Origin of the sequence: Janthinobacterium sp. 67 (assembly GCF_002797895.1) — a bacterium.
Taxonomy (GTDB): Bacteria; Pseudomonadota; Gammaproteobacteria; order Burkholderiales; family Burkholderiaceae_D; genus Janthinobacterium.
This window is the reverse complement of record NZ_PGES01000001.1, coordinates 1,049,168-1,073,587: the sequence shown is the minus strand read 5'-3', so window position 1 is coordinate 1,073,587 and position 24,420 is coordinate 1,049,168. Positions and strand designations below refer to the sequence as shown.

The 24,420-nt window shown below is 64.9% G+C and carries 23 protein-coding genes; 12 read left to right on the top strand and 11 right to left on the bottom strand.

Annotated features, from left to right (window positions below):
* Positions 1-124 precede the first annotated feature (124 nt).
* On the top strand, positions 125-1,147 hold the full coding sequence (locus tag CLU90_RS04715; protein WP_232731073.1) for a DNA-binding protein: 1,023 nt from the start codon (positions 125-127) through the stop codon (positions 1,145-1,147).
* Positions 1,148-1,192: 45 nt separating this feature from the next.
* On the opposite strand, the gene CLU90_RS04710 is transcribed toward CLU90_RS04715, so the two are convergent.
* Genes CLU90_RS04710 through CLU90_RS04695 form a run of 4 tightly spaced genes read right to left on the bottom strand, consistent with a single transcriptional unit; the run spans position 1,193 to position 3,264 of the window.
* A complete protein-coding gene (locus CLU90_RS04710) occupies positions 1,193-1,639 on the bottom strand; it encodes a GNAT family N-acetyltransferase (protein ID WP_092708089.1) in 447 nt (148 codons plus the stop codon).
* 3 nt (positions 1,640-1,642) lie between these two features.
* Complete coding sequence (locus CLU90_RS04705) at positions 1,643-2,194, bottom strand: hypothetical protein (RefSeq protein ID WP_139178080.1); 552 nt, start codon at positions 2,192-2,194, stop codon at positions 1,643-1,645.
* Entirely contained in the window at positions 2,191-2,625 is a 435-nt protein-coding gene (locus CLU90_RS04700) for a DUF1801 domain-containing protein (RefSeq protein WP_092708083.1), read from the bottom strand. The genes CLU90_RS04705 and CLU90_RS04700 overlap by 4 nt, the downstream gene beginning before the upstream one ends.
* Positions 2,626-2,655: 30 nt before the next feature.
* Positions 2,656-3,264 carry a hypothetical protein gene (locus CLU90_RS04695; RefSeq protein ID WP_092708080.1) on the bottom strand — a complete coding sequence of 203 codons (609 nt, stop codon included), beginning with the start codon at positions 3,262-3,264 and terminating at the stop codon, positions 2,656-2,658.
* Positions 3,265-3,452: 188 nt separating this feature from the next.
* Here CLU90_RS04695 and CLU90_RS04690 point away from each other — a divergent pair, with 188 nt between their 5' ends.
* The 3 genes from CLU90_RS04690 (at position 3,453) to CLU90_RS04680 (ending at position 7,286) form a co-directional block, all read left to right on the top strand.
* Positions 3,453-4,418 (top strand): VirK/YbjX family protein, encoded by a 966-nt coding sequence (locus tag CLU90_RS04690; protein ID WP_092708077.1) that lies wholly within the window; start codon positions 3,453-3,455, stop codon positions 4,416-4,418.
* 17 nt (positions 4,419-4,435) lie between these two features.
* Entirely contained in the window at positions 4,436-5,809 is a 1,374-nt protein-coding gene (locus tag CLU90_RS04685; protein ID WP_198511144.1) for a serine hydrolase, read from the top strand.
* Between the two features lie 124 nt (positions 5,810-5,933).
* Entirely contained in the window at positions 5,934-7,286 is a 1,353-nt protein-coding gene (locus CLU90_RS04680) for a serine hydrolase (protein WP_100427321.1), read from the top strand.
* A 3-nt stretch (positions 7,287-7,289) separates the two neighbouring features.
* Here the strand turns inward: CLU90_RS04680 and CLU90_RS04675 are convergent, their stop codons facing one another.
* The 3 genes from CLU90_RS04675 to CLU90_RS04665 form a co-directional block, all read right to left on the bottom strand.
* Positions 7,290-7,643 carry a hypothetical protein gene (locus CLU90_RS04675; RefSeq protein ID WP_139178078.1) on the bottom strand — a complete coding sequence of 118 codons (354 nt, stop codon included), beginning with the start codon at positions 7,641-7,643 and terminating at the stop codon, positions 7,290-7,292.
* Positions 7,640-9,208, bottom strand: coding sequence for an EAL domain-containing protein (locus tag CLU90_RS04670; RefSeq protein WP_092708065.1), 1,569 nt, complete (start codon positions 9,206-9,208; stop codon positions 7,640-7,642). Before CLU90_RS04670 ends, CLU90_RS04675 begins: the two co-directional genes overlap by 4 nt.
* 92 nt (positions 9,209-9,300) lie before the next feature.
* Positions 9,301-10,797 carry an MFS transporter gene (locus CLU90_RS04665; RefSeq protein ID WP_100427320.1) on the bottom strand — a complete coding sequence of 499 codons (1,497 nt, stop codon included), beginning with the start codon at positions 10,795-10,797 and terminating at the stop codon, positions 9,301-9,303.
* 63 nt (positions 10,798-10,860) lie between these two features.
* Between CLU90_RS04665 and CLU90_RS04660 the strand changes: the two genes are divergently transcribed.
* A complete protein-coding gene (locus tag CLU90_RS04660; RefSeq protein WP_232731072.1) occupies positions 10,861-11,757 on the top strand; it encodes a LysR family transcriptional regulator in 897 nt (298 codons plus the stop codon).
* Between the two features lie 2 nt (positions 11,758-11,759).
* On the opposite strand, the gene CLU90_RS04655 is transcribed toward CLU90_RS04660, so the two are convergent.
* Positions 11,760-12,326: a helix-turn-helix domain-containing protein gene (locus CLU90_RS04655; RefSeq protein WP_100427318.1), complete on the bottom strand. Its 567-nt coding sequence runs from the start codon at positions 12,324-12,326 to the stop codon at positions 11,760-11,762.
* An 80-nt stretch (positions 12,327-12,406) separates the two neighbouring features.
* On the opposite strand from CLU90_RS04655, the gene CLU90_RS04650 reads away from it, so the two are divergent.
* Positions 12,407-12,937, top strand: a complete 531-nt coding sequence (locus CLU90_RS04650) for a GNAT family N-acetyltransferase (RefSeq protein WP_100427317.1) — start codon at positions 12,407-12,409, stop codon at positions 12,935-12,937.
* Between the two features lie 7 nt (positions 12,938-12,944).
* On the opposite strand, the gene CLU90_RS04645 is transcribed toward CLU90_RS04650, so the two are convergent.
* From CLU90_RS04645 to CLU90_RS04635, 3 genes are all read right to left on the bottom strand, one after another.
* Positions 12,945-14,135 (bottom strand): low temperature requirement protein A, encoded by a 1,191-nt coding sequence (locus CLU90_RS04645; RefSeq protein ID WP_100427316.1) that lies wholly within the window; start codon positions 14,133-14,135, stop codon positions 12,945-12,947.
* Positions 14,136-14,181: 46 nt separating this feature from the next.
* On the bottom strand, positions 14,182-15,135 hold the full coding sequence (locus CLU90_RS04640) for a 2-hydroxyacid dehydrogenase (protein ID WP_100427315.1): 954 nt from the start codon (positions 15,133-15,135) through the stop codon (positions 14,182-14,184).
* A 574-nt stretch (positions 15,136-15,709) separates the two neighbouring features.
* Positions 15,710-16,381: a hypothetical protein gene (locus CLU90_RS04635; RefSeq protein ID WP_100427314.1), complete on the bottom strand. Its 672-nt coding sequence runs from the start codon at positions 16,379-16,381 to the stop codon at positions 15,710-15,712.
* A 233-nt stretch (positions 16,382-16,614) separates the two neighbouring features.
* Here CLU90_RS04635 and CLU90_RS04630 point away from each other — a divergent pair, with 233 nt between their 5' ends.
* From CLU90_RS04630 to CLU90_RS04605, 6 genes are all read left to right on the top strand, one after another.
* Positions 16,615-18,825, top strand: a complete 2,211-nt coding sequence (locus CLU90_RS04630; RefSeq protein ID WP_100427313.1) for a TonB-dependent receptor — start codon at positions 16,615-16,617, stop codon at positions 18,823-18,825.
* A 97-nt stretch (positions 18,826-18,922) separates the two neighbouring features.
* A complete protein-coding gene (locus CLU90_RS04625; RefSeq protein WP_092708038.1) occupies positions 18,923-19,798 on the top strand; it encodes a hypothetical protein in 876 nt (291 codons plus the stop codon).
* Between the two features lie 84 nt (positions 19,799-19,882).
* On the top strand, positions 19,883-21,010 hold the full coding sequence (locus CLU90_RS04620) for a sensor histidine kinase (RefSeq protein ID WP_175539167.1): 1,128 nt from the start codon (positions 19,883-19,885) through the stop codon (positions 21,008-21,010).
* Positions 21,011-21,183: 173 nt separating this feature from the next.
* Positions 21,184-22,638: a circularly permuted type 2 ATP-grasp protein gene (locus CLU90_RS04615; protein WP_092708032.1), complete on the top strand. Its 1,455-nt coding sequence runs from the start codon at positions 21,184-21,186 to the stop codon at positions 22,636-22,638.
* Positions 22,632-23,576 (top strand): alpha-E domain-containing protein, encoded by a 945-nt coding sequence (locus tag CLU90_RS04610; RefSeq protein WP_100427312.1) that lies wholly within the window; start codon positions 22,632-22,634, stop codon positions 23,574-23,576. The genes CLU90_RS04615 and CLU90_RS04610 overlap by 7 nt, the downstream gene beginning before the upstream one ends.
* Positions 23,576-24,385 carry a transglutaminase family protein gene (locus CLU90_RS04605; protein WP_100427311.1) on the top strand — a complete coding sequence of 270 codons (810 nt, stop codon included), beginning with the start codon at positions 23,576-23,578 and terminating at the stop codon, positions 24,383-24,385. Before CLU90_RS04610 ends, CLU90_RS04605 begins: the two co-directional genes overlap by 1 nt.
* Positions 24,386-24,420: the final 35 nt, after the last annotated feature.

Here is a 24,420-nt window from a genome sequence, read left to right as displayed (position 1 = left end):
TTTTTCAAAAAATCATCAAATTTATATCGTAATATTATTCGATATTACGTATTATGTAATACGTTACTAAATTTCGTTCATAGGTGGTTTTATGGCCCGCACCGGCATTTTGTACTCTGATGTTATGAAAGCAGCCCAAATCGTCGCCGCCGATGGGCGCAATCCCACGGTCGACAGCGTGCGCGAAGCGCTGGGCAGCACGGGCAGCAAGAGCACCATCGCCCCCCTGCTCAAGCGCTGGAAGGAGGAGTTCCAGGGCGCGGGCGCCGTGAAAACGGAAGCGGGCTTGCCGGCCGAACTGATGGAAGCGATGCGCGGGGTCTATGAAAAGCAGCAGCGCGACGTGGCGCAGCAGCTGGAAACGGGCATGCAGCAAAATCGCGCCGAACGCGACGCGGCGCTGGAAAAGCTGAAGAAGACGGAAACGGAACGGTTGAAACTGACGGAGGCGCGCGCCGCCCTCACCCAGGAATTGCGCGCCACCCAGCACGCGCTGGCGCAATTGAAGGAAGAGCACCATTTTCGCGCCGTCACCCTGGCTACCCTGCACAGCGATAACGCGGGCCTGACGCAGCGCCTGGCCGACCGGGGCGAGGAAATCGCGGCCCTGAACCGCCAGCTGGCGCAGGTGCGCTCGCAGTTCGACCATTATCAGGAAGCGGCCGCCACCCAGCGCAGCGAAGAACGGACCCAGGCGCAGCAGCGGATCAGCCGGCTGGAACAGGATAACGCGCAGCTGCAGCAGCGTCTGCAAGGCCAGCAAGCGACCCTGGTGCAGCAAGACATGCGCCTGGCGCAACTGCAGGCGGAACAAACGCGGCTGACAGCGGAAGCGGCCGCAGACCGCGAGGCGCTGGCCACCGTGCGTCCCGAGCGCGACCAGTTCGAATTTCAATATCTGCAGGCAGCCGCGTCGGCCGACGCCCTGCTGGCCAAGCTGGACACGGCCCTGCTGGCGCTGAACGACGCCAAGGTGGCGCTGGCCGCGCAAGACCGCCAGCTCGACATGCTGGCCGAAAGCGGGCAATTATCGCAGCAGAAAATGGAGGCATTGGCGCAGGAGCGTGACGGCTTGCTGCGCGAGAATGCCGGCATGGCGGCGCGCCTGGCCCTGCTTTCGGATAGCAAGGAGAAGCGCGATGTTTGAACCTGTCTATATGGCTGCCTTGCGCGCCTCGCTGAATCTGACGTTTTATTGCCGGTAGCGCACCCGTATCCACGCGCCGATGGCGTCCACGCCGCAGTCCGCCGCATCTTCGACCCAGCCCGCGCGCGCATAGAAGCGCCGCGCGCCCGTATTGGCCAGCTGCGTTTTCAGGCTCAGATGGGGACCGTAGCACGCAACGACGGCCGCCAGCAGTTGCGCGCCGATGCCCTGCCCGCTGTGCGCCGGGTGCACGTACAAGTGGTGCAGGAAGTAATCGGGGGCATCGCCCGTGTACACGGCGGCAAAACCGGTGACGATGCCGCCGCGCTCGGCAACGAGGACGGCTTCGCCCTGCGTCGCCGCCGTGAAAGCGGCACTGCCGGCAACAGGGCCGAAGGCGTCTCGTCCGGCCAGGGCCAGGATGGCGGTGCAGGACTGCGTGTCCGCGCTGGAGAAAGGACGAATCAGGCACATGGCTGGCGCGCTATCCATTCCTTACAGGCGGCGATTCAGCACGCTGTCGACATCATGGGTTTTCAGTTCCACCTGGACCACTCCGTCCCGCAGCCAGTAGCCATCGCCTCCCTGCTCCAGCAAACCCATGTCGAGCGCACCCAAGGCTGGCGGGATGGCGCCGGCAAACAAATCCGCCACGTCGTTCCAGTGCCCGTAAAACAGTTTCAAATACCAGCCGTCGTCGTGGGCAAAGGCGAGAAAGCGGCCCCGCAAGGCAGGCAGCGGTGCCAATGCGGCACGGTGATCGAGCATCGCGGCCACGGCCGCATCGCTGGAAGCCGGCGGCGCGCCTTGCCAATCGGCCCAGGCGTGGCTGCCCGACGCATGCATGTCTTCGAACGCCAGGGCTGGCAAATGTTGCCGCGCCAAGGTCTGGAAGGCGGCAGGTTTTTTGATTGTCCCGGCACTGCCCTTGCGCAGCACGATGCCGTCAGCCTGGCCGAGGGCAGTAATAAAATCCTTGAATTCGATGCCGGAAGCGACCAGCATGCGCTGGGCCGGGTCGTGCCAGAGGTACAGATAATGTCTCAAGAGTTCGTTCGCTTTGGTTTCGGGGCCGTATTGAGCGCCACGGCGGCGCGTATCAGGGCCTTGAACGCCGCGGCATCGAGATGCGCGCCTTCGTGGATATCGATGGCCCGGCGCGTGTTGCCGTCCAGGCTGGCATTGAACAGGCCGGCCGGATCGGGCAAGGCGGCGCCCTTGGCGAAGGTGAGTTTCACGGCCAATTTGTAGGTTTCGCCCGTGCAGATCATGCCCGCGTGCGACCAGACGGGCACGCCGCGCCATTTGACTTCCTCGACCACGTCCGGGTCCGCCTGGCGGATCAGCGCCCGCACGGCGGCCAGGGTTTTGCCGCGCCAGTCCGCCAGCGAGGCGATTTTCGCGTCGATCTGGCTGGCGGCGGGCTCGGCGTTTTCGGCGTCATGATCGGGCGCCGTGCCCGGTACTGTTTTTTTCATGGCTGACATTTCCTTCCCTGCCCGCTTGCCTTACTGCGCAGGATCGGCCATGCAGCTGGCAAGCGAGGCAATCAATTGTGCGCGCAGCGCCTGGTATTGCGCATCCGTCGCAAAGTCGCGCGGATCGGCCGGCTGGTTCAGTATGTAGGCGGTGGCGACCGTGCCGCTGGCGGCGTGCAACAGTGTATACAAACTGATGATGCCTTGCGCTTGCGCGATACTGGCGTTATTCAATCCTAGCACTTCCACGCCATCGCGCGCGTCCGTTTCCAGCGGCAGTTGCTGCGGCAGCTTGCCCCTGGCGGCCATTTCCCGCATCTGCGCCACGATGGTGTCGCGGTCGGCGGCGAACTGGCCTTCGGCGCTGCGTTCGATCTTCAAATTCACGAAAGGCAAGCTGCTCTTGCGAAACAGCATCAGCCGATAGCCATCGGCCGTCGATATCTGCCTATCCCCCGCCGCCATCTTGACGACGCGCGTGGTCGCACCGGCCGGCAGCCGGTCCTGCGTCTTGAACTGGAACTGGCTGCGGTTGATGCATTGCGCCAAGGGCGCCAAAGGATCGGCCGTGCGGTCTTGCGCGTGGGCGCCCAGTGTCGCGAGCAATACGGGGATGGTAAGCAAATGGCGGTGGTTCATGAAAGGCGTCAGTCATCGAGTCAAGGAGCGGCGAGCATAACCGTCTATATTGCCAGAAGGCAAATGTTTAGTTGCCATCCTCTAAATACCCATGGGATAGCTTCTTAATATGAACTTCACCTGGCCCACGTAGCATTCATGTTGGCAAGGCTCTCATTGTGCAGCGCCTGCCCTTTTCCGGCTGAATCATGAATGACATCGCGTTAACCCTGCGCCACGGCGCCGCCGTGCCGCCCGCAGTGACACCGCTTCCTGCCAGTGGCCACCGCCTGAAAGCGGCGCTGGGCGCCCTCTTCTTTCCCCGCCAGCGCACGCGCTGGCACGCTTTCCTGGGCAGCATGCCGGGCTTGCACTCGCTGGCGCAGCTGCACCCGTGCCTGCGCTTCAAGATTTACCGTCCATACGCCTCGCGCCAGCTCGGTTGCGCGGATCGCCGGGCATTGCTGGAAGGACATTACCGTTTCCTGTGGCAGGCTGGCGCGCGCGCGCTGGTCGAGCGGGCGGCGCGTGGGCCCGTCGTGCTGGCCGCCTTCGAAGGCAAGGACGCGGCCCTGTACCGCTTGCAACTGACGGCCATCCACGACAGCTACCGCGAAGGCGAACTGTGTCTGCGCCTGACGCGCGACGGCCAGCCCTTGTACCTGGCCAGTTTTTTGTTCGTGCCGCGCGCCGATGGCGTCTCGCTGCAGCTGGGCGCGCTGCAAGGCTTGCGCTCGGAAGCGGGCAAGCTGGCCGTCAAGGAAGCCACGCGGGCGCTGCACGGTTGCCGCCCGAAGAACCTGATGGTGACGGCCTTGCGCGATTTCGGCGATTTTTTTGCCTGTAATAACCTGTTCTTGATCAGCAATGACAACCGCATCGCCCTGAATGCGCGGCGCCGCCGCCATATCGCCGCCGATTACGACCAGGCGTGGCAGGAATTGCACGCCCTGCGCATGCGCGATGGCAATTATCACTTGCCCTGCGCGCCCTATCGGCTACCGGACCTGGCCGACGTACCGTCCAAGAAACGCGCCGATGCGCGCCGGCGCGGCGAATTGCTGCAATGTATGAGCAACGGCATGCGCGCGCAACTGACGGCGTTGCTGGCGATGGCATCTTGCCAAAACAGCCATCTTTCCAGCGAAGATGTTATGCTGCATTCCCATCAATAACTGACGACGGAAACACGATGCCCCCACGCCTGCGTACCCTGCTGTTGCCCATCTTGTCGCTGTCCGGCGCCGCCGCGCTGGCCGCCCCCACGCTCGATGCCGCCATGCGGGAGCGCGCGGAAACATTGGTGCGTGACGGCAAGCATGCCAGCCTGGTCATCGCCGTGATCGATGGCAAGGACAGCGCCGTGTACGGCTTCGGCCGCGCGCGACCAGGCGATGCGGGCGTGCCCGATGCCGACACCGTATATGAAATCGGCTCCGTGACGAAAACCATGACGGGCCTGCTGCTGGCGGACGCCGTCGTGGCGGGCAAGGCCAGGCTGGAGCAGCCGGTGGCCGAGCTGCTGCCCGGCTACGCCATCCCCGCGCTCGCGGGCCAGCCAATCACCCTGGGCCAGCTTGCCACGCAATTTTCCGGCTTGCCCCGCCTGCCCGCCAACCTGGCGCCGGCGGACATGGCCAATCCCTACGCCGGCTTTGGCGAGGCGCAGCTGCGCAGCTTTTTGGCCGGCCATACCTTGACGCGCGCGCCCGGCGCCGCGTATGAATACTCGAACCTCGCGTATGGCTTGCTGGGCACCGCATTGGCCACGCAGGCAAACATGTCTTACGAGGAACTGCTGCAAGCCCGCATTTTCCGTCCGCTGGGCATGGTCTCGACTTTCACGGCAGGCACGCCCGCCCTGCGCGCGCGACTGGCGCCTGGCCACCTGGCCGATGGCAAGCCGGCCGCGAACTGGGATTTCCAGGCCATCGCGGGAGCCGGCGCCGTGCGTTCGAGCGCGCGCGACATGATTGCCTACATGCAGTCGTACATGCGGGCGACCAGTCCCGCGCACCAACTGGCCGTGCGGCCGCAGCGGGTGCTGGCCGGCGAAGGCGACGGCGATGGCGTGAAAAAGATCGGCCTGGCGTGGATGCTCGACCAGGTCAAGGGCCGGCCCTTCGCCTGGCATAACGGGCAGACGGGCGGCTATGCCAGCTTCGCCGGCTACACCCTGGACGGCAAGCGGGGCGTGGTGGTGCTGAGCAGCACGGCGCGCGACGTCGACGGCCTGGGCGTAGGCGTGCTGCTGCCCGGCAGCCTGTCGCCGCCGAACGCCCCGGCGCCCAAGGAAATAGCCATCGCGCCGGCCGAACTGGCGCAATATGCGGGCCAGTATGCGCTGGCGCCCACGTTTATCCTCAGCGTGCGCCAGGGTCCCGATGGCTTGCTGGTGGGCGCCACGGGCCAGCCCGAAGTACCCGTGTACGCCAGCGCGAAGGACAGCTTCTTTTACAAGGTGGTCGAGGCGCAGCTGGTATTCCAGCGCGATGCGCAAGGCGTCATCACGGGCCTCGTCCTGCACCAGAACGGCCAAGCCCTGCCGGGAAAACGCAAACCTTAGCACAATGGCAAAGGTGACATAAAATTCAGATGACCTTCATGTTGGCGCCGTATCCTTGACCAGGCATGCCAGACACCTCATCCAGGCGCTGGCACGCATACGGCCCACCCTGGACAAGGTTGCCATGACACCCACTTTTACCCTCCTCCCTCTTTGCCTCGTCGGCGGCGCAGCCCTGGCCGCACCCGTGCTGGACGACGCCGTGCGCCAGCGCGCCGAGGAACTCACGCGCACGGGCATGCACGCGAGCATCGTCATCGCCATCATCGACGGCAAGGACAGCGCCGTGTACGGCTTTGGCAGCATACACGCCGGCAAGAACATCAAGCCGGGCGCCGATACCGTCTACCAGATCGGTTCCGTCACCAAGACCATGACGGGCTTGCTGCTGGCCGACGCCGTCGCCGAAAACAAGGTCAAACTCGAGGAACCCGTGGCGGCATTATTGCCCGGCTATACGGTGCCCGCGTTCGAGGGCAAGACGATCAGCCTGCTCGACCTGGCCACGCATTATTCCTCGCTGCCGCGCCTGCCCGACAACTTCGCGCCCAAGGACCCGGCCAATCCGTACGCCGACTACACGGAAGCCAAACAACGGCAGTTTCTCGCCGCCTATCATCTGCCGTACGCGCCGGGCACGAAACTTGAATACTCCAATATCGGCTACGCCGTGCTGGGCACGGCCCTGGCGGCACAGGCCGGTACCAGCTTTGAGGCGCTGCTGCAAAAGCGCATCGCCGTGCCGCTGGGCATGCGTTCCACCTCGAACAAGCCCACGCACGGCATGCTGGCGCGCCTGGCGCCCGGCCATCAGCTGTCGGGCGAACCGGCGCCGGCATGGAATATGAACGTGGTGGCGCCGGCCGGCGGCGTGTATTCGAGCGCGCGCGACATGATCGCCTATCTGCAAGCCCACATGTATAAACCGCTGCGCCCGTATGCGCTGGCCATCGAGCCGCAACGTCCGCTGGCGCCCGACAGCGGCTCGAAAATCGGTCTGGCCTGGCTGCTGGAACAGCAACAGGGACACAGCTACGCCTGGCACGACGGCCAGACGGGCGGCTACGCCAGCTATGCGGCGTTCACGACGGACGGCAAGCGGGGCGTGATAGTGCTGACCAACACGGTGCGCGAGGTCGATGCGCTGGGTTTGTCCGCCTTGTTGCCCGGCACGCCCTTGCCTCCGCTGAAAAAGCCGCAGGCCGCCATCGCGCTGCCGCGCGTCGCGCTGGCCGAGTACGTGGGCGTGTATCCGCTGGGCGCGGAATTCGCGTTGACGGTGACCTTGGGCAAGCAGGGCCTGGAGGCGGCCGGCACGGGCGTCGGGTCCGCCCCCTTGTTTGCCAGCGCCAAGGACCAGTTTTTCTTCCGCGCCATCGAGGCGGAACTGGCGTTTACACGCGATGCGGCGGGCAAGATCGCCGGCGCCGTGCTCAAGCAAGGCGGACAGGACATCGTCTTGCCCCGCAAGCCGTAAAAATCAGGCTGCCGGGTCTTGCATGAATTGCTCGACCCGCGCGACAAACTCCGCCTTGCTGCGCGTGCGAAATTCACCGAGGAAAGCGTCGCTGCCCTGGACAATCTTGCCGTGGCGGTCATATTCCACTCGCCCCATTTCCAGCACGAATTCTCCCTGCGGATCGTCTTCCGGCTCGAAGTGCGAGTTGAAGCAGTAACCGTTGTCGCGGCAGCTGCCCCACAGCAGCAATGCGCTGCTGAACCACTCCATCGTATCGGGGCCCGGGTCGACTTCGAACAGGGTGTTGACGGTGATGTGCCAGCCGCCGGGAACGCGCAGCGGCTGCAAGGGATAGGGAAAGCGTGGCTGTTTCATGTGGACGACGGCGCGCGGCGCGCCCGGTAAAAGGTGAGGAATTCCGCGGCCGGCAGCGCTTTCGCAAACAGCCAGCCCTGGCCGAACTCCACCTTGCGTTCCAGCAGATAATCGGCTTGCTGCTGCGTTTCGATGCCTTCGGCGACGATCAGCATGTTCAAGGTGCGGGCCATGGCGATGATGTGCGGCGTGACGCTGCTGGTGGCCGCGTCCGTGCCGATGGTGTCGACGAAGGATTTGTCGATTTTCAAGGCGTCGAGCGGCAGGTTTTGCAGGCTGGACAGGCTGGAATAACCGGTGCCGAAGTCGTCGATGGCGACCGCGTGGCCCCGCGCCCTGGCCTTTTCAATGGTGGCGCGGGCCGCTTCCACGTTGATGAAGCCCCGCTCCGTCGCTTCCAGCCAGATCTGCTGCGCCTCGATGCCCGTGCCGGCCAGCGCGCGTTCCAGCACGTCGAGCACCCGGCCCGTTTCGATATCGCTGGCGCACAGGTTGATGGCGATGTGCAGATCGCGGTCGGCCAGCAGCGCGGCGCGCATGTCGGCGATCACGCAAGCGATCACCTGGTCCGTGATGGGCAGTATCAGTTCGGCCTCCTCGGCCACGGGGATGAACAGGTCGGGCCGTATCATGCTGCCGTCGGGGCGGCGCCAGCGTATCAGCGCTTCGGCGCCCACGCACACGCCCGTGTCGAGCGCGATGATGGGCTGATAGTGGACAAAGAATTCGCGCCGCTCGACCGCCGTTTCCAGTTCGCCGCGCAGCGACAGCCGGCGGCGCGACAGCCACACGACGATGCCGACGATGAAGGCGGCCATCAGCAGGCCCAGCGGCAAGAGCAGCAGCTGTTCGCGGCGCAGCCTCTCGCCGAGCTTGCTGCGCGGCTCGATCATGACGGCCGTCAAGCCATCGCGGTACAGGATCGCATGGATGCTGTCCTCGTGGGCAAAGTTACCCATCGCTCCTTTGCCAGCAAGCAGGGTCTTGACCAGGGCCGGGTCCGGATGATGCAAGGTGTCGAGCACGCCGCCCTTGCCGATGGCCACGGCCATCTGGATATCGTTGTCGACGATGACGTCGGAAAAGCGCACGGGATCGATCAGCACCTTATAGGCGCGGTAGGACAAGCCCACCATGCGCTTGCCGCCGCTGACGACGGGGCGCAGGTTGAAATCGAGGCCCATGCCATTGTCCAGCGTGAAGTCGGCGGGCGTGACGGCGATGCGTTCTTCCTCTAGTCCCGTGGACGTGCATTTGAGCAAGCCGTTTTCCACATAGCCGATATCGTCGATGCTGCGCGTGGTGATGGTGATGCGGCGCAGTTGCTGGACGTGCGCTTCCGAACACGGCGCCAGGTCCAACGCATCGGCGCTGCGCAAGGCCATGCTGGCCGAGGCGATGGAACGGTGGGCGCGCTCGAGCGCGTAGCCGGCCAGCAGGCGCAGGCGTTCCTGCTCGCCCTGCTCGGCGCGCACGGACGACAGATAGAAGGCCAGGCTCAGGGGGGCGGCCACGCCGATGACTGCCACCAGCACACTCGTGACGATAATGCGTTTTCTGCGCATAGGATTACCTGCGGTAGTTATATGATTGCTATGTATTGCTCGATGGCATCATATTACAAGTGCAGGCCGCGCACGCGGATATTGCTGAACAGTTACATCTTTTCCAGCGGCCGCGCCAGCACGAACACGAGCGCCGCCACGACGGCCGCCAGTGCGCCAGCCAGGTAGAGCACGCTGGCAAAACCGTCGATGAAGGCGTGGCGCGCCGCTTCCTGCGCCACGGCCTGCATCGCGGGCGGCAGCTGGCCGAAGGCCTCGGCCGCGTTGCCGGCGACGATGCGCCCTATCATTTCAGGTGAGGCCTTCAAGCCGTGCAGCCACGCCAGCTTGTCGAACGAGGCGGCCGTGCGCATGGCCAGCACGGCGCCCAGTGCGCCCACGGCCAGCACGATGCCGACAAAGCGCGTCGTCGTGCTGATGCCCGAGCCCATGCCCGTGCGCTCGCGCGGGATGCAGGCAAGGATGGCTTTTTGCGTCGTGCCGTTAAGCAATCCGGCGCCCGCGCCCGTGACGACCATGCCCGCCGCCACCCAGCCATACTGCAGGCTGGCGGCGGCCAGTGCCGTGGCAACGTTGCCGACGGCAACGATCAGCAAACCCGTGACTAACATGCCGCGGTCATCCAGATGGCGCATGGCGCGCGGCGCCAGTCGCGACAGCACGACCATGGCGACGGCAAACGGCAGCATGGCGCAGCCGGCCAGCACGGCGGAAAAACCGAAGCCGTTCTGCAGATACAGCGGTAAAAAGGTCATCATCACTTGCGCGGCGATGGCGTAGCCGAACATGCCCAGCACGGCGCCGACGAACACGCGCCGGCCAAACAGGGACAAATCGACCATCGGTGCGCGCTGGCGCCGTTCCACCAGCACGAACACGGCCAGCAGCACCGCGCCCGCGACAAAGCGCAGCACGGTGGCACGGCTGGACCAGCCCGCCACGCTGGCGTCGATCAAGCCCCAGATGATGGCGAACAGGCCGGCGGAAAATAATGCCGCACCGAGCGGGTCGAAGCTGGCATTGGACGCGTCCTTCGATTCATCCACGTGCTTGCCTACCAGCCACATCAGGATGGCGACGACGGGCAGGTTCAGGTAGAAAATCCAGCGCCAGTTGATGGTGCTCGTGACGAGGCCGCCCAAGAGGGGCGCCACCGTCATGGCCACGCCCATGGCCGCGCCCCACACGGACCAGGCGCGCGCCCTCTCTTTTTCCGCATGGAAGGTGTGGCCGATGACGGCCAGGGCGGAGGTCAGCAGCAGCGCCGCACCGAGTCCCTTGACGGCGCGCGCCACGTTGAGCACGAACGGCGTCCACGCCAGGCCGCACAGCAGGGACGCCAGCGCGAACACGGCCAGGCCGAACAGCATGACCCTGCGCCGTCCCAGGCGGTCGGCGATGCTGCCGGCGGGCAGCAAAAACGAGGCGAACGCCAGCATGTAGGCGCTGACCACCCATTCCACGTCGACGAAGCTGGCGTTGAGCGAGCGGGCGATCGAGGGCAAGGAAACGGCCACGACGTTGGTGTCGAGCATGATCAGCGCGCACACGCCCGAGCACGTATATAAAGTCCAGTTGGTATTTTTCATGCCCCGATTGTAAGCAACTTAGTATTATTTCCTGTTATAAGACAGCCGCCTTATAATTTACTCATGGTGAATACAGATAAAGAGATGGAACTGCGGCATTTCCGCTGCGTGCTGGCCGTCGCGCACAGCCTGCACTTCGCGCGGGCGGCCGCGGAACTGGGCATTTCGCCGCCCGCGCTGACCAAGCAGGTGCAGGAAACGGAGCTGCTGCTGGGTACGCGCTTGTTCCAGCGCAGCAAGCGCGCCGTGTCCCTGACGGCCGCCGGAGAATTGTTTGTCATCGAAGCCACGCGCGCGCTGGGGCAGCTGGCGCAGGCGCAGGAAGTGGCGCGGCGCGCCGGGCGGGGCGAACTGGGGCGGCTGGAAATCGGCTACGTGGCGTCGGCCGCCTACTCCGGCGTGCTGCAGGACCAGTTTGCCCGCTTTCGCGCCAGCCACCCCGGCATCCACATCGGTGCGCGCGAATACGCGATGGATACCCTGCCCGGCTTGCTGGACCAGGGCCGCGTGGACCTGGCATTCGTGCGCCCGCCCCTGCGCTTGCCGGACGGACTGGACAGCGTGGTCTTGCTGCGCGACCGCTTCGTGCTGGCCGTGCAGGCCGACAGCACGCTGGCTTTGTCTGACGTGGCGGCGCCGGCCGCGCTGGCACAGCAGGCGTTTATCGTGCCGGAACAGGAATTGGGAACGTTGGAAGTGAGCCGGCGCGGCGGTTTTGCTGCCCAGGTGGTGTCGCGCCCGGGCAGCCTGGTGGCCGTGCTGACGGAAGTGTCGCTGGGCGTCGGCTGCGCCATCGTGCCCCACTCCGTGATGGCCAGCGTGCAATTGCCGGGCGTGGTGTTCCGCGAGCTGGCAGGGCCGCAGATCAGCTCGGAAATCGCCGTGGCCTTCCGCCGCCACGAACAGGCGCCCGCCGCGCGCGCCTTCATTGCCCAGCTGCGCGCGGCGGCGCTGGATTGACCTCAGTTCTTCAATACCGCCACGGCGTAGGTGCACGCAGTGGCCGTCTCATTGCGGAACACGCAGTCGGCGGGCGGACCCAGTTCCAGGCAATCGCCCTCGTCCAGCACGTGACGCGTGTCTCCTTCGATGAAGACGAGGCTGCCGCTGAGCGACCAGATGAGTTGTCGCCGCGACACATAGGCGGCGGCCGGCATCGCCACCACGGCGCCCGGCGGCAAGGTAATATGCACGAGGTCGAGCGGCATGTCGGACGCGGGCGACACGTGCCGCCGCACATAACCGCTCTGCGGGTCGATCCACACCGGTTGTTCCGCCTTGCGCAGCAAGCGCCCCGCGCGCATCTCGGCACGCGCGATCAGCTCGGACATGCTCAACTCGAAGGCGCCCGACAGCCGCGCCAGCAAGGTGGCCGTGGGGCTGCAGTCGCCCCGCTCCACCTTGTGCACCATTGCGCGCGACACGCCCGAGCGGGCCGCCAGCTCCGTCAGCGACCAGCCCAGGTTTTCCCGCTCGAGGCGCACCCTGGCGCCGATGCGCTGGTTCAATTCGTCTGGTTTAGTGGACATTTATGTGATTTTATTGGACAAGCGGTGGACGGCAATCTATGATTTGTCCATTATAGTAGACGCTTGACGAGGAGAGCAACATGCAGATACGCGACGCCCACACGGGCGACATCGAGGCCATCACGGCCATCTACAACGATGCCGTCAGCAATACGCTGGCCATCTGGAATGAACGGACGGTCGATGCGGCCAACCGCGCCGCCTGGCTGGCCGACCGCCAGCGGGCCGGCTACCCGGTGCTCGTCGCCATCGATGCCGAGCAGAATGTGGCTGGCTACGCCTCGTTCGGCGACTGGCGCCCGTTCGAGGGTTTCCGGCACACGGTCGAGCATTCCGTGTACGTGCGCGCCGATCGCCGGGGCGCCGGCGTCGGCAAGGCCTTGATGGTGGAACTGATAGCGCGGGCGCGCGGCTTGCGCAAGCACGTGATGGTGGCGGGTATCGAAGCGGGCAATGCCGGCTCGATCGCCCTGCACAAGCAGCTGGGCTTCGAGGAAGTGGGATTGATGCGCCAGGTGGGCACCAAGTTCGGCGCCTGGCTGGACCTGGCTTTCCTGCAACTGCAGCTCGATGCGCGCAGCGATCCGGACGGCATCGCGCCGCCCGGCTAAGCAAGCATCAGGGATCGATCTCCGGCGGCGGACGGCGCAGCGCCATATGTTCCCACACGGCCACCAGTACCAGCACGCAGCTGGTGATGCAGGCCAGGGTCAAGGGCGAATACAGGCGGCCATACGCCATCGGGATCAGGGCCAGGATAATCAGAATGCCCAGCAGATGCGACAGCGGCGGCGCGGCGCGCTCGCTGCTGACCCATTTGAATAGCGCATTGCCCAGCAGATACAGGATCGGGCCGCCCAGCAAGGCGCTGATGCCGGCGAAGCTCGCTTCGTCCGGATGCACGAGGGCCAGTTCATCGGCCACGGCGCTGACGATCACGCCGCCCACGATCAGCACGTGGATATAGGTGTAGGCCTTGCGGGCGATGCGGCCCGGGTCCTTCGAGTGGGCGATGCGGTGGTGGCCCGCCTCGGCGCCCGTGTCGAAATAAATCCACCACATGGCGATGCTGCCGACCAGGGCCGACAGGAAGCCCAGCCAGTTTCCAGCTGTCCATTCCAGGCCCGCGAACGTGGCGCCCGTCACCAGCAGGGACTCACCGAGGGCGATGATGACGAACAGGCCGCAGCGCTCGGCCATGTGGCTGCCGTCGACGTCCCAGTCGGCCGTCGTCGAGCGGCCCAGGCCAGGCAGGCCGAACTGCATCCAGGGACCGGCCAGGTCGATTGCCAGTGCCAGCCCCCACCAGAAGATGCGCTGCTCGGGCGACGCGATGCCGCCGGCGATCCAGAAGATGCCGGACAACACGGCCCACAGGGCGATGCGTTGGAAATTGCGGCGGCGCGACAGCGCTTCATGGCGCACGGCCCACCAGGCGAACAGGGGCCGCCCCACCTGCATGGCGACGTAAGCGCCGGCAAAGGCCAGGCCACGCGTGCCGAACGCTTCGGGAATCGAGGCCGACATGATCAGGCCGCCCAGCATCAGCGCGAACAGGCTGATGCGCACGGGAATGCGTTCGGGATCGAGCCAGTTGGTGATCCACGACGTGAAGATCCACACCCACCAGACGGCCATCAGCAGCAGGCCCGTCTGCAGCCAGCCCATGGCGCTCAGGTGGGCCAACAAGCCGTGCGACAGCTGCGTGACGGCAAACACGAACACGAGATCGAAGAACAGCTCGATCATGCCCACCTTGCCGCTGTCCAGTCCGCCGCGCGTGCGCAACAGCGATTTTCTTGATTCCATAGCTACTCTTTCATTCATGCTTGATTAAAACGGTGGATCGTGGACGTTATAGCGTTACTTGTGTCAGCAAGGGCAAGCCGGCGAAGTGCGCGGCCAGGTTATCGACGACCAGTTGCCCCATCGCATGGCGCGTTTCCACGGTCAGGCTGCCCACGTGCGGTGTCAGCACCACGTTCGGCAAGGCGCGCAAGGCGTTTGGTACGCGCGGTTCGTCGGCAAACACGTCGAGGCCGGCAGCGCCCAGGTGGCCATCCTGCAAGGCGGCGATCAGCGCGTCCTCGTCGATCAGTGCGCCACGGGCGATATTGATCAGGGTGCCTTGCGGACCGAGCGCATCCAGAACGGTGCGGTCGACGATCTTGCGCGTGGCCGGCGTGCCGGGCGCGCAGAGGATCAGGTAATCGCTTTCCTGCGCCAGGGCCAGCAGCGATTCCGCGCGCGGCACAGGAGTCTCCGCAATGGCGCGCGGCTGGAAGTAGCGGACGTGGATGCCGAAAGCGGCCAGGCGCAGCGCGATGGCCTGGCCGATCTGGCCGAAACCGAAGATGCCGGCCGTCTTGCCGCGCAGGCTAGATGCGGGGGCGATGGCTTCGCGGCGCTCCCAGCCGCCGTCGCGCACGAAACGGTCGAGCGACACGATGTGCCGCGCGCTGGCCAGCAGCAAGGCCAGCGCCACGTCGGCCACGTCGTCGGTCAGCACGTTCGGCGTGGTGGTGACGGCGATGCCCCGCTCGCGCGCCACGTCAAGCGCCACGCCATCGAGACCCACGCCATTGACGGCGATGATTTCCAGATTCGGCAGCAAGCCCATGTCGGCGGCGTTCAAGCCCAGCGCACCCGTCGTCACGACGGCGCGGATGGCCGGCGCCCGCTCGGCCAGCCAGGCCTGGCGCTCGTCCGCCGGCACTTGCCAGGCGTGATGACAGGTGTAGTGCTGTTCCAGCTGGGCGTTGACGGCGGCCGAAGGGCTGCGGGCGAGGATAAGGAGGTCGGGTGGCATGGGCGTCTGTTGGTGTCGGCAAGATTTGCAGACGCAACTTAGCATATTTGATGCCATGGCGGGGGTGACGATTCAATCGTAGGTCGGCTTAGCCCAACGGGCGTAAGCCGACAAGCGCCGCCACAAAGATTGTCAGATTACGCTGCGCTAATCTGACCTACGCAGCTAGAACGCGGTCCGGCACGCGATCTTGACCTGGGATGTATCACCCGTACGCCATGCGTAGGTCGGCTTAGCCCGCAGGGCGTAAGCCGACAGGCGACGCCACAAAGATAGTCAGATTACGCTGCGCTAATCTGACCTACGCAGCTAGAACGCGGTCCGGCACGCGATCTTGACCTGGGATGTATCACCCGTACGCCATGCGTAGGTCGGCTTAGCCCGCAGGGCGTAAGCCGACAGGCGACGCCACAAAGATAGTCAGATTACGCTGCGCTAATCTGACCTACGCAGCTAGAACGCGGTCCGGCACGTGATCTTGACCTGGGATGTATCACCCGTACGCCATGCGTAGGTCGGCTTAGCCCGCAGGGCGTAAGCCGACAGGCGACGCCAAGAAGATTGTCAGATCGCCTCAACCCGGGCAAGGCACTCTTTTGACCTTGCCGCCCGTCTTGAACGGGTCGGCGCCCGCGCCCGGGTTCGCGTCGAGGCCAAAGCACGTGGCGCCGCCGGCGCTGACGATGCGCGTGACGGGACGGCCATCAGCCGTCAGGTATTCCTCCACGCGGATGACGGGGCCGCCGCGCCAGGCGGAGGCGACCAGCTTCTGGAAGGTGCTGTCACTCTTGAGTTCGGCCGTGGCCAGCCATGGCTTTTCTTGCTTGAGCTCGCCGCGCAGGGCCTTGTCGGCGGCGCCCGCGGCCAGCCGGGCCCGCATGCGCAAGTCGTCCGCAGGTGGCGTCGTGGCGGATGCGGCAGGGGAATCCTCGGCGGGAGCCGTGATGGCTTCCGCCGCCACGGCCGGAGGCGCAAGGATGACGGGCGGCAAGGTAGCCCGCGCGCGCGGCACGGGAACCTGCATGGGCACGGGCAAGGCCACCGGTGGCGCCTGCGGCGCTGGCCGGGGCGGCAACAAGGTCATGAAGGCCACTTCCGTGTATTGCTTGAGCTGCCGCGCCGGCAGCAGCAGGAAATACAGGCCCAGCGCGTGCATGGACAATATCAGCGCGACGGCCGCGCCTTTCAGGCTCAGGCAGCGCCGCATGCGCGTGGCAGCGGACTGTAAATGGCGGAGCAATGGCATGCGGTTTCCTGTGGGCGCCGGGCGCGGTGGTTTATTTTAGCGAAACTTGACCGTAGGCATTAATAAATCCACAAGGTACCGTCTGGCGCGCCTTTTTGCGCCAGATTCCGCCACCCTCACTTGCGCCGTGTTGTACAAATGGCGACTTTTTGACCGCTTTCTCACACTTTCCCACGCATGGCGCCACGCTGGAATATAATGATAATCATTCTCATTAATATCCAGATAACACCATGCGCTCCTTCCACCTCGTCCCTACCCCGTTTGCCCTGGCCGCCTTCCTGCTGGCCAGCGCCGCCGCCCATGCCCAGAACTCACCCACGGACAGCGGCGCGCAAACCATGCCTACCGTTGTCGTCAATGCCTCGGCCGATGCGTCGGCGGAAGGCTTGTCGAGGGCGTATGCGGGCGGCCAGGTGGCGCGCGGCGGGCGCATGGGCATCCTCGGGTCCGTGGACATGATGGATTCGCCATTCGGCAGCACCAGTTATACGCAGCAGTTCATTGCCGACCAGCAGGCACGCAGCGTGGGCGACTTGCTGCAGAGCGATGCGGCCGTGCGCATGTCGCGCGGCTATGGCAATTTCCAGGAAGTGTATGTAATCCGCGGTTTCGCCCTCGATTCGGACGACGTGGCGTATAACGGCCTGTATGGCGTGCTGCCGCGTCAATATGTGTCGCCGGAATTGCTCGAGCGCGTGGAAGTATTCCGTGGCGCCAGCGCCTTCCTGAACGGCGCGGCGCCGGGCGGCAGCGGCATCGGCGGCGCCATCAACCTGATGCCCAAGCGCGCCGGCAACACGCCGTTGACGGAATTGACGGTGGGCGTGGAATCGGGTGGCCACGCCTACGCGGCCATCGACGTGGCGCGCCGCTTTGGCGAACACCAGGAATTCGGCGTGCGCGTGAACGCCGCCAAGCGCCAGGGCGAGACCGGCATCCAGCGCGAAGACCACGACGTGGGCATGTTTTCCGTCGGCCTCGACTATCGCGGCCGCGGCTACCGCCTGTCGGCCGATGCGGGCTACCAGAACTTCGACCTGGCGGCGCCACGCCCTTCCGTCAACACGGGCAGCCTGACGGCCTTGCCGGGCGCGCCCGATGCCTCGAAAAACTTTGCCCAGCCGTGGAGCTATTCGAAGGAGCACGATGTGTTCGGCACGGCGCGCGCCGAAGTGGACCTGGCCAAGGATGTGGTGGCCTGGGCCGCGTTCGGCAGCCGCTCGACGAAGGAATCGAACAGCCTGGCGCAACCGACGTTGACCTCGCTTAATGGCGATGCGCGCGTGTACCGCTTCGACAATGCGCGCAAGCAGGAAATCCGCACGGGCGAACTGGGCATACGCGGCAAGCTGACGACGGGCGCCGTCCGGCACACCCTGGTGGCCAGCTGGTCCGGCCACTGGAACGAGGCGAAGAATGCGTATGCGATCAGCGACTATGCGGGCTTGCCGACGAATATCTACCGTCCGCTGGACGTGGCCATGCCGCCCACCCTGGCGGCGAACTCGGGCGGCGTGATGAGCGACCCACGCCTGACGCAAAAAACCATCCTCAGCAGCTACGCCGTGGCCGACACCATGGCCTTCCTCGACGACCGGCTGCTGCTGACCGTGGGCCTGCGGCGCCAGCAGATCCGCGACGCCGCGTATGCCTACGGCACGGCCGTCCAGTATTCCAGCTATGACAAGAGCGCCACGACGCCCGTGGCCGGCATCGTCTACAAGGCCGGCAAGCGCGTGTCGCTGTACGCCAACTACATCGAGGCGCTGGTCAAGGGTCCCGTTGCCAGCGGCACCTACTTTGATGGCCAGAACGACGTGCCACTGAGCAACAAAGGCGAAGTCTTCTCGCCCTACAAGTCGAAGCAGAAGGAAATCGGCGTCAAGTACGACGGCGGCAGGCTGGGCATGAGCGCCGCCCTGTTTTCCACGGCCAAGCCTTTGCCTGCCGTGGTCGGTTCACGCGCCACCCTGTCGGGCGAACAGCGCAACCAAGGGCTGGAACTGTCCATCTTCGGCACGCCGATGGCGGGCGTACGCCTGCTGGGCGGCCTGACCTGGCTCGATACGGAGCAGCGCAAGACGGACAAGCCGGCCAACAATGGCAACAATGCCATCGGCGCGCCAAAGACACAGCTCAGCGTGGGCGGCGAATGGGACGTGCCCGGCGCGCCCGGCTTGAGCCTGAACGCCCGTACCGTCTACACGTCGACGCAATATGCGGACCTGGCCAACCGCAAGCAACTGCCATCGTGGACCCGCGTCGACATCGGCGCGCGCTACCTGACGCAGGTAGCCGGTCATGACGTGACCTTGCGCGCGCGCATCGACAACCTGGCCGACCGCAGCTACTGGGCCTCGGCCGTCTCCTCGTTCGACGCCGGCAGCCTGGTGCTGGCCGCGCCGCGCACCTTCGTCGTGTCGGGCAGCGTGGCGTTTTAAAGAGCCGGCAGCCCCTGCCTTCATGAAAGCTGCCTTCTGGCAGCTTTTTTTCGCGTGCGCGCCTGTGCCGCAAGCGGCGCTTCGGCGACAATGCGGCATGAAACGATACCCTGCCCTGCTGCTGTTACTCTGCCTGTCCCTGCCGGCCGCCGCCCAAAAGCAAACGGCCTGCCCGTATGCCGCCTGGAAAAGCGGCTTCAAGGGCGATGCGCGGGCGCAAGCCACCTGTTTGCTGCGTCCAGTGAAACTGTATGCGCGCCTGGGCGACAGCGCGCCGCTGCCGGACTTTCTTGCCGCCCACGTCGGCCAGCGCACGGGCATCGCGCCGGCCAAGCTGCGCGCGTGGCTGGCGCAGCAATCGATCAGCGAGGCGGACGTGGGCGGCGCCGTCGATGCGCCATTGTCGCGCGCCGTGGGCCGGCTGGCCGCGCCCATGGCCCGCTATTTCGTCATCCACGACACCAGCTACCCGAATTTCCTGCTCGAGCCCATTCCCGGCCACATCAACGACGCCAGCTGGGATTTCAACGATTTCAATCTACGCAACCCCGCGCTGGGCGGCGGCCCGAAAGGCCATGTCTACGTCAACCGCCAGGGAAACTCCTTGCAGGTGCGTGACTTCGGCACGGCCGGCTACGCCAGCAAGCTGGAAAAAGACAAGCCCTCGCTGACGGGCCTGTTCCTGCACGTGGAACTGGTGCAGCCGCGCAACTCCGTACCCGGCGGCGGCAAGGGCAACGACGGGCTGGCGCCCGATCCTGGCTTCACCTCCGCCCAATATGCGCGCCTGGCTCTGCTGTACATCGCCGCCAGCGTGCGCAAGGGTACGTGGCTGATCCCCGCCTTCCACGCCGTGCTCGATACGGGCTTTGCGAATGGCCATGACGATCCGCAGAACTTTTCGCTGGAGCAATGGGATACGGCCCTCGGTCATTTGAGCGCCGTCATGACCGGCGCCGACGCGCCAAATTGAACACCACCCGCACGCCGATTTGGAGGATACTTTAGCTCCCGCCGTTGCACGGCGCGGATGCCGAGCTGTCGATGGAGAGCTGCGATGACCTATGCCTCTGACCAGAAAATGCACGTGCTGGACATGCCCGCGCGCACGCGGCGCATCTTCAGCATGCGCGATGCCGTGCTGACGCAATGGGAACACGAGGTGCGCGCCAAGGTACGCGGCGCCGATGCCCTGCTGACACCGATATTGATCAATACCTTGCCCGCCTTCTTCGACAACCTGGCCGAAGCGCTGACGCCAGGCTATCCGCGCGACAATGCCACCAGCCATACCAATGCCCCTGCCGTGCACGGCAACGAACGGGCGCGCATGACCAGCTATGGCCCGGAACAGGTGATCCAGGAATACCAGATCTTCCGCGACTGTTTCGCCGATGCGGCCCTCGAAGCGGGCGTGCCGCTGCGGCGCCGCGACTGGCAGGTGATCAATGCCTCGATCGATACGGGCATCCGCGAAGCCATCCTGGAATTTACCGCCATGCACGAAAGCTTCCAGCGGCGCATCGCCGCCGGCCTGTCGCACGACATGCGCAATCCCCTGTCCGTCATGCTCAACAGCGCCCAGTTGCTGCAGCGGCGCGCGCAGCAGCTCGACGTGCCGGCCCTGGCGTCGAAAATCATCGAACACGGCAAGCGTCTCGACGAGATGATCCAGGAATTGCTCGATACGCTCAGCTACCACCGCGGGCAAAAGCTGCCGCTGGTGCTGCAGCGCTTCGACATCCTGCCGCTGGCGCGCCAGGTGGGCGACAGCGTCAATACCGGCCATCCGGGCAAATGCCTGGTGACGGGCGCGTCCGTGACGGGCTGGTGGTGCGAGAATTCGCTGCGCCGCGCCCTGGAAAACCTGGTCGGCAACGCCCTCAAGTACGGCGACGACGGCCCCATCCATATCCACGTCAACACCTTGCGCGAACGTATGATACTCACCGTGCACAACACGGGCAGCACTATCGCCCCCGACCAGGCCGAGCGCATCTTCGAGTACCTGCGCCGCGAACACCAGGGCAGCGCGCCCGGCTGGGGCATCGGCCTGCCCTTCGTGCAAAACGTGGCGGAAAGCCATGGCGGCAGCGCGCTGGTCGACAGCGCGCCGGAAACGGGCACCACGTTTACCATCGACCTGCCCATCGATTGCCGGCCCTTCGTCACGCCGGACGCTTGAGCTCGCCGCTACCTGCCCCAACACCGGCACTTTCCGAGCAGTAACGCACCAAAACGGTGCGGATGACGGATTTATGCCACAAAAATGGTCATTTTTTACACACTTTCAGGTGTGCGCCATTGGCACGCTTCCTGCTGAGCTATAGTCAGACACGGCTCAAGGGAAATCACAACATGGCAAATTTTTTCAATGAAATGACTGCAAATGAGGTGGGTACGGACAGCAAGGTACGTGAACACTATCGTGAATTCAGCAGCTGGCTGGCGCAGCAATCCCCCGAGACCATCGCCCGCAAGCGGGCCGAGGCCGACCTGACGTTCCGCCGGGTCGGCATCACGTTCGCCGTCTACGGCGACGATGCCGGCACGGAGCGCCTGATTCCGTTCGACACCATCCCGCGCATCATTCCCGCCGCCGAATGGGCGCAGATGCAGACGGGCCTGGTGCAGAGGGTGCAAGCCTTGAACATGTTCATCCATGATATTTATCATGAGCAAAACATCATCAAGGCGGGCATCATTCCTGCCGAGCAAATCTACAAGAATGCCCAGTACCGCCCGGAAATGCAGGGCATTTCCGTCGCCTCCGACATTTACGCCCACATCGCCGGCGTCGACATCGTGCGGGCGGGACAGGGCGAATTCTATGTACTGGAAGACAATCTGCGCGTGCCGTCCGGCGTGTCCTACATGCTGGAAGACCGCAAGATGATGATGCGGCTGTTCCCGGAACTGTTCGCGCGCAACCGCATCGCGCCCGTCGACCATTACCCGGACATGCTGCTCGACAACTTGCGCTCCGTCGCGCCCATGGGCGTCGATGACCCCACGGTCGTCGTCATGACGCCGGGCATGTACAACTCCGCCTACTTCGAACATGCGTTCCTGGCCCAGCAGATGGGCGTGGAACTGGTCGAAGGCAAGGATCTGTTTGTCAACGACAACTCTGTTTACATGCGCACGACGCGCGGCCCCAAGCGAGTCGACGTGATCTACCGCCGCGTGGACGACGATTTCCTCGACCCGCTGGCCTTCCGCTCGGACTCGTCCCTGGGCGTGCCGGGCCTGCTGTCCGTCTACCGCGCCGGCCGGGTGACCCTGGCGAACGCCATCGGCACGGGCGTGGCCGACGACAAGTCGATCTATCCTTTTGTTCCCGACATGATCAAGTTCTATCTGTCGCAAGAGCCGATACTCAACAACGTGCCGACCTACCAGTGCCGCAAGAGCGCCGACTTGTCCTACGTGCTGGCGAACCTGGCGCAGCTCGTCGTCAAGGAAGTGCATGGCGCGGGAGGCTACGGCATGCTGGTGGGTCCCGCGTCCAGCGCCGCGCAGATCGAGGACTTCCGCCAGCGCCTGCTGGCCAATCCGGGCGGCTACATCGCCCAGCCGACACTGGCCCTGTCCGCCTGTCCCACCTACGTGGAATCGGGCATCGCGCCGCGCCACATCGATTTGCGTCCGTTCGTGCTGTCGGGCAAGACGATTTCCATGGTGCCCGGCGGCCTGACCCGCGTGGCGCTGGGCGAAGGTTCGCTCGTGGTCAATTCCTCGCAAGGGGGCGGCACCAAGGATACCTGGGTACTGGAAGCCACATCCGCTTTTGCAGGAGAGAAAACATGCTGAGCCGCACCGCCGATCATTTGTTCTGGATGGCCCGCTACACGGAGCGGGCGGAAAACACGGCGCGCATGCTCGACGTCAATATGCAGACCTCGATGCTGCCCCAGTCCGAACAGGACGCGGAACAAGGCTGGCGCGCCACCCTGGGTATTTCCGAGCTGCAAAGCGCGTACGACCATAAATATGGCCGCTTCCATACACGCGACGTGCTCGACTTCATGGTGCGCGACCCGAACAACCCCTCGTCCATCCTCGCCTGCCTGACGGGCGCGCGCGAAAACGCCCGCGCCGTGCGGGGGACTTTGACGACGGAAGTGTGGGAAATCCAGAACGCCACCTGGCTCGACATGCAGAAACGCCTGAAAAGCAATCTGCTGGAAACGGACCCCAGCCAGTTCTTCGAATGGGTCAAGTACCGCTCGCACCTGTCGCGCGGCGTCACGCTGGGCACCATGCTCAAGGATGAGGCCATCCACTTCATTCGCCTCGGCACCTTCCTCGAGCGGGCCGACAACACGGCGCGCATCCTCGACGTGAAGTTCCACGGCGCGCGCGACACGTCGAAAGACATCACCCAGCGCGATTTTTACTACTGGGCGGCCCTGCTGCGCTCCGTTTCCGGTTTCGAGATCTACCGCAAGGTCTACCGCGACGTGATCACCCCGGCGCGGGTGGCGGAATTGCTGATGCTGCGCGGCGACATGCCCAGGTCGCTCCTGGCCTGCATGGATGACGTGGTGGAAAACCTCAGGCACATCCGCAACGATGTGTCGGCCGATACGGAACGCTTCGCGGGCAAGTTGCACGCGGAACTGAAATTCGGCCATATCGACGACATCATGAAGGCGGGCCTGCACCTGACCCTGACGGAGTTTCTGGAAAACATCTATGACCTGGGCAACCGGGTCAGCCGCGACTTCCTCGTTCCCCTGGCGGCCTGATGCAGCTCACCATCCGCCACGAAACCGCGTACGCCTACAGTGCGCCGCTGGCCTACACCATCCAGCAGCTGCACCTGACGCCGCGTATCGAACCGCAGCAGCGGGCCCTGTCCTGGCAAATCACGACGCCGGGCCGATGCCACGCCTACACGGATGCCTACGGCAACCTGTCGCACATGCTGACGATTAGCGGCAGCCATCAATCGCTGAGCCTGGTGGCGCACGGCGTGGTGGAAACCATCTACCCGCACAAGGGACGGCTGAACCTGGTCGACACCTTGTCGCCGCTGTTGTTTACCATGCCGACACCGCTGACCCAGGCCGATTCCGCCATCCTCGACCTGGCGGCCGCCAGCTTGCCGGACCGCACAGTGACGGCGGGCACCGGGCACTTGCTGCGCCTGGCCGAGCACATCGTCGGCAAGGTCGCCTATGAAAGCGGCGCCACCATGGTCACCACGACGGCCGGCGACGCCCTGGCCCTGGGGCGCGGCGTGTGCCAGGACCACGCCCACCTGTTCCTCGCCTGCTGCCACGCCTGGGGCATCCCGGCCCGTTATGTGTCCGGCTATATCGATCCGGGCACGACGGGCCATGCGGCCAGCCATGCCTGGGTCGACGCCTGGGCCGAAGACACGGATTTCGCGGGCTGGGTCAGCATCGACGTCACGCATGCGCGCCTGATGACGGACGCGTATTGCCGCCTGGCCATCGGGCGCGACTACGATTCGGCGGCTCCCGTGCGCGGCGTGCGCCAGGGTGGCGGCACGGAAACGTTGAGCGTCGATGTGCAAATCGTGCCTGTATAAACAGGCCGGAATGAGGCTGGCCGGGCCTTGCCAGC

What these genes read in the sequence shown, in the direction of transcription:
- CLU90_RS04715 (WP_232731073.1), top strand. Translation starts at nt 125, where the DNA reads ATGAAAGCAGCCCAAATCGTCGCCGCCGATGGGCGCAATCCCACGGTC.
- CLU90_RS04710 (WP_092708089.1), bottom strand. Translation starts at nt 1,639, where the DNA reads ATGGATAGCGCGCCAGCCATGTGCCTGATTCGTCCTTTCTCCAGCGCG.
- CLU90_RS04700 (WP_092708083.1), bottom strand. Translation starts at nt 2,625, where the DNA reads ATGAAAAAAACAGTACCGGGCACGGCGCCCGATCATGACGCCGAAAAC.
- CLU90_RS04695 (WP_092708080.1), bottom strand. Translation starts at nt 3,264, where the DNA reads ATGAACCACCGCCATTTGCTTACCATCCCCGTATTGCTCGCGACACTG.
- CLU90_RS04690 (WP_092708077.1), top strand. Translation starts at nt 3,453, where the DNA reads ATGAATGACATCGCGTTAACCCTGCGCCACGGCGCCGCCGTGCCGCCC.
- CLU90_RS04685 (WP_198511144.1), top strand. Translation starts at nt 4,436, where the DNA reads ATGCCCCCACGCCTGCGTACCCTGCTGTTGCCCATCTTGTCGCTGTCC.
- CLU90_RS04680 (WP_100427321.1), top strand. Translation starts at nt 5,934, where the DNA reads ATGACACCCACTTTTACCCTCCTCCCTCTTTGCCTCGTCGGCGGCGCA.
- CLU90_RS04675 (WP_139178078.1), bottom strand. Translation starts at nt 7,643, where the DNA reads ATGAAACAGCCACGCTTTCCCTATCCCTTGCAGCCGCTGCGCGTTCCC.
- CLU90_RS04670 (WP_092708065.1), bottom strand. Translation starts at nt 9,208, where the DNA reads ATGCGCAGAAAACGCATTATCGTCACGAGTGTGCTGGTGGCAGTCATC.
- CLU90_RS04665 (WP_100427320.1), bottom strand. Translation starts at nt 10,797, where the DNA reads ATGAAAAATACCAACTGGACTTTATATACGTGCTCGGGCGTGTGCGCG.
- CLU90_RS04660 (WP_232731072.1), top strand. Translation starts at nt 10,861, where the DNA reads ATGGTGAATACAGATAAAGAGATGGAACTGCGGCATTTCCGCTGCGTG.
- CLU90_RS04655 (WP_100427318.1), bottom strand. Translation starts at nt 12,326, where the DNA reads ATGTCCACTAAACCAGACGAATTGAACCAGCGCATCGGCGCCAGGGTG.
- CLU90_RS04650 (WP_100427317.1), top strand. Translation starts at nt 12,407, where the DNA reads ATGCAGATACGCGACGCCCACACGGGCGACATCGAGGCCATCACGGCC.
- CLU90_RS04645 (WP_100427316.1), bottom strand. Translation starts at nt 14,135, where the DNA reads ATGGAATCAAGAAAATCGCTGTTGCGCACGCGCGGCGGACTGGACAGC.
- CLU90_RS04640 (WP_100427315.1), bottom strand. Translation starts at nt 15,135, where the DNA reads ATGCCACCCGACCTCCTTATCCTCGCCCGCAGCCCTTCGGCCGCCGTC.
- CLU90_RS04635 (WP_100427314.1), bottom strand. Translation starts at nt 16,381, where the DNA reads ATGCCATTGCTCCGCCATTTACAGTCCGCTGCCACGCGCATGCGGCGC.
- CLU90_RS04630 (WP_100427313.1), top strand. Translation starts at nt 16,615, where the DNA reads ATGCGCTCCTTCCACCTCGTCCCTACCCCGTTTGCCCTGGCCGCCTTC.
- CLU90_RS04625 (WP_092708038.1), top strand. Translation starts at nt 18,923, where the DNA reads ATGAAACGATACCCTGCCCTGCTGCTGTTACTCTGCCTGTCCCTGCCG.
- CLU90_RS04620 (WP_175539167.1), top strand. Translation starts at nt 19,883, where the DNA reads ATGACCTATGCCTCTGACCAGAAAATGCACGTGCTGGACATGCCCGCG.
- CLU90_RS04615 (WP_092708032.1), top strand. Translation starts at nt 21,184, where the DNA reads ATGGCAAATTTTTTCAATGAAATGACTGCAAATGAGGTGGGTACGGAC.
- CLU90_RS04610 (WP_100427312.1), top strand. Translation starts at nt 22,632, where the DNA reads ATGCTGAGCCGCACCGCCGATCATTTGTTCTGGATGGCCCGCTACACG.
- CLU90_RS04605 (WP_100427311.1), top strand. Translation starts at nt 23,576, where the DNA reads ATGCAGCTCACCATCCGCCACGAAACCGCGTACGCCTACAGTGCGCCG.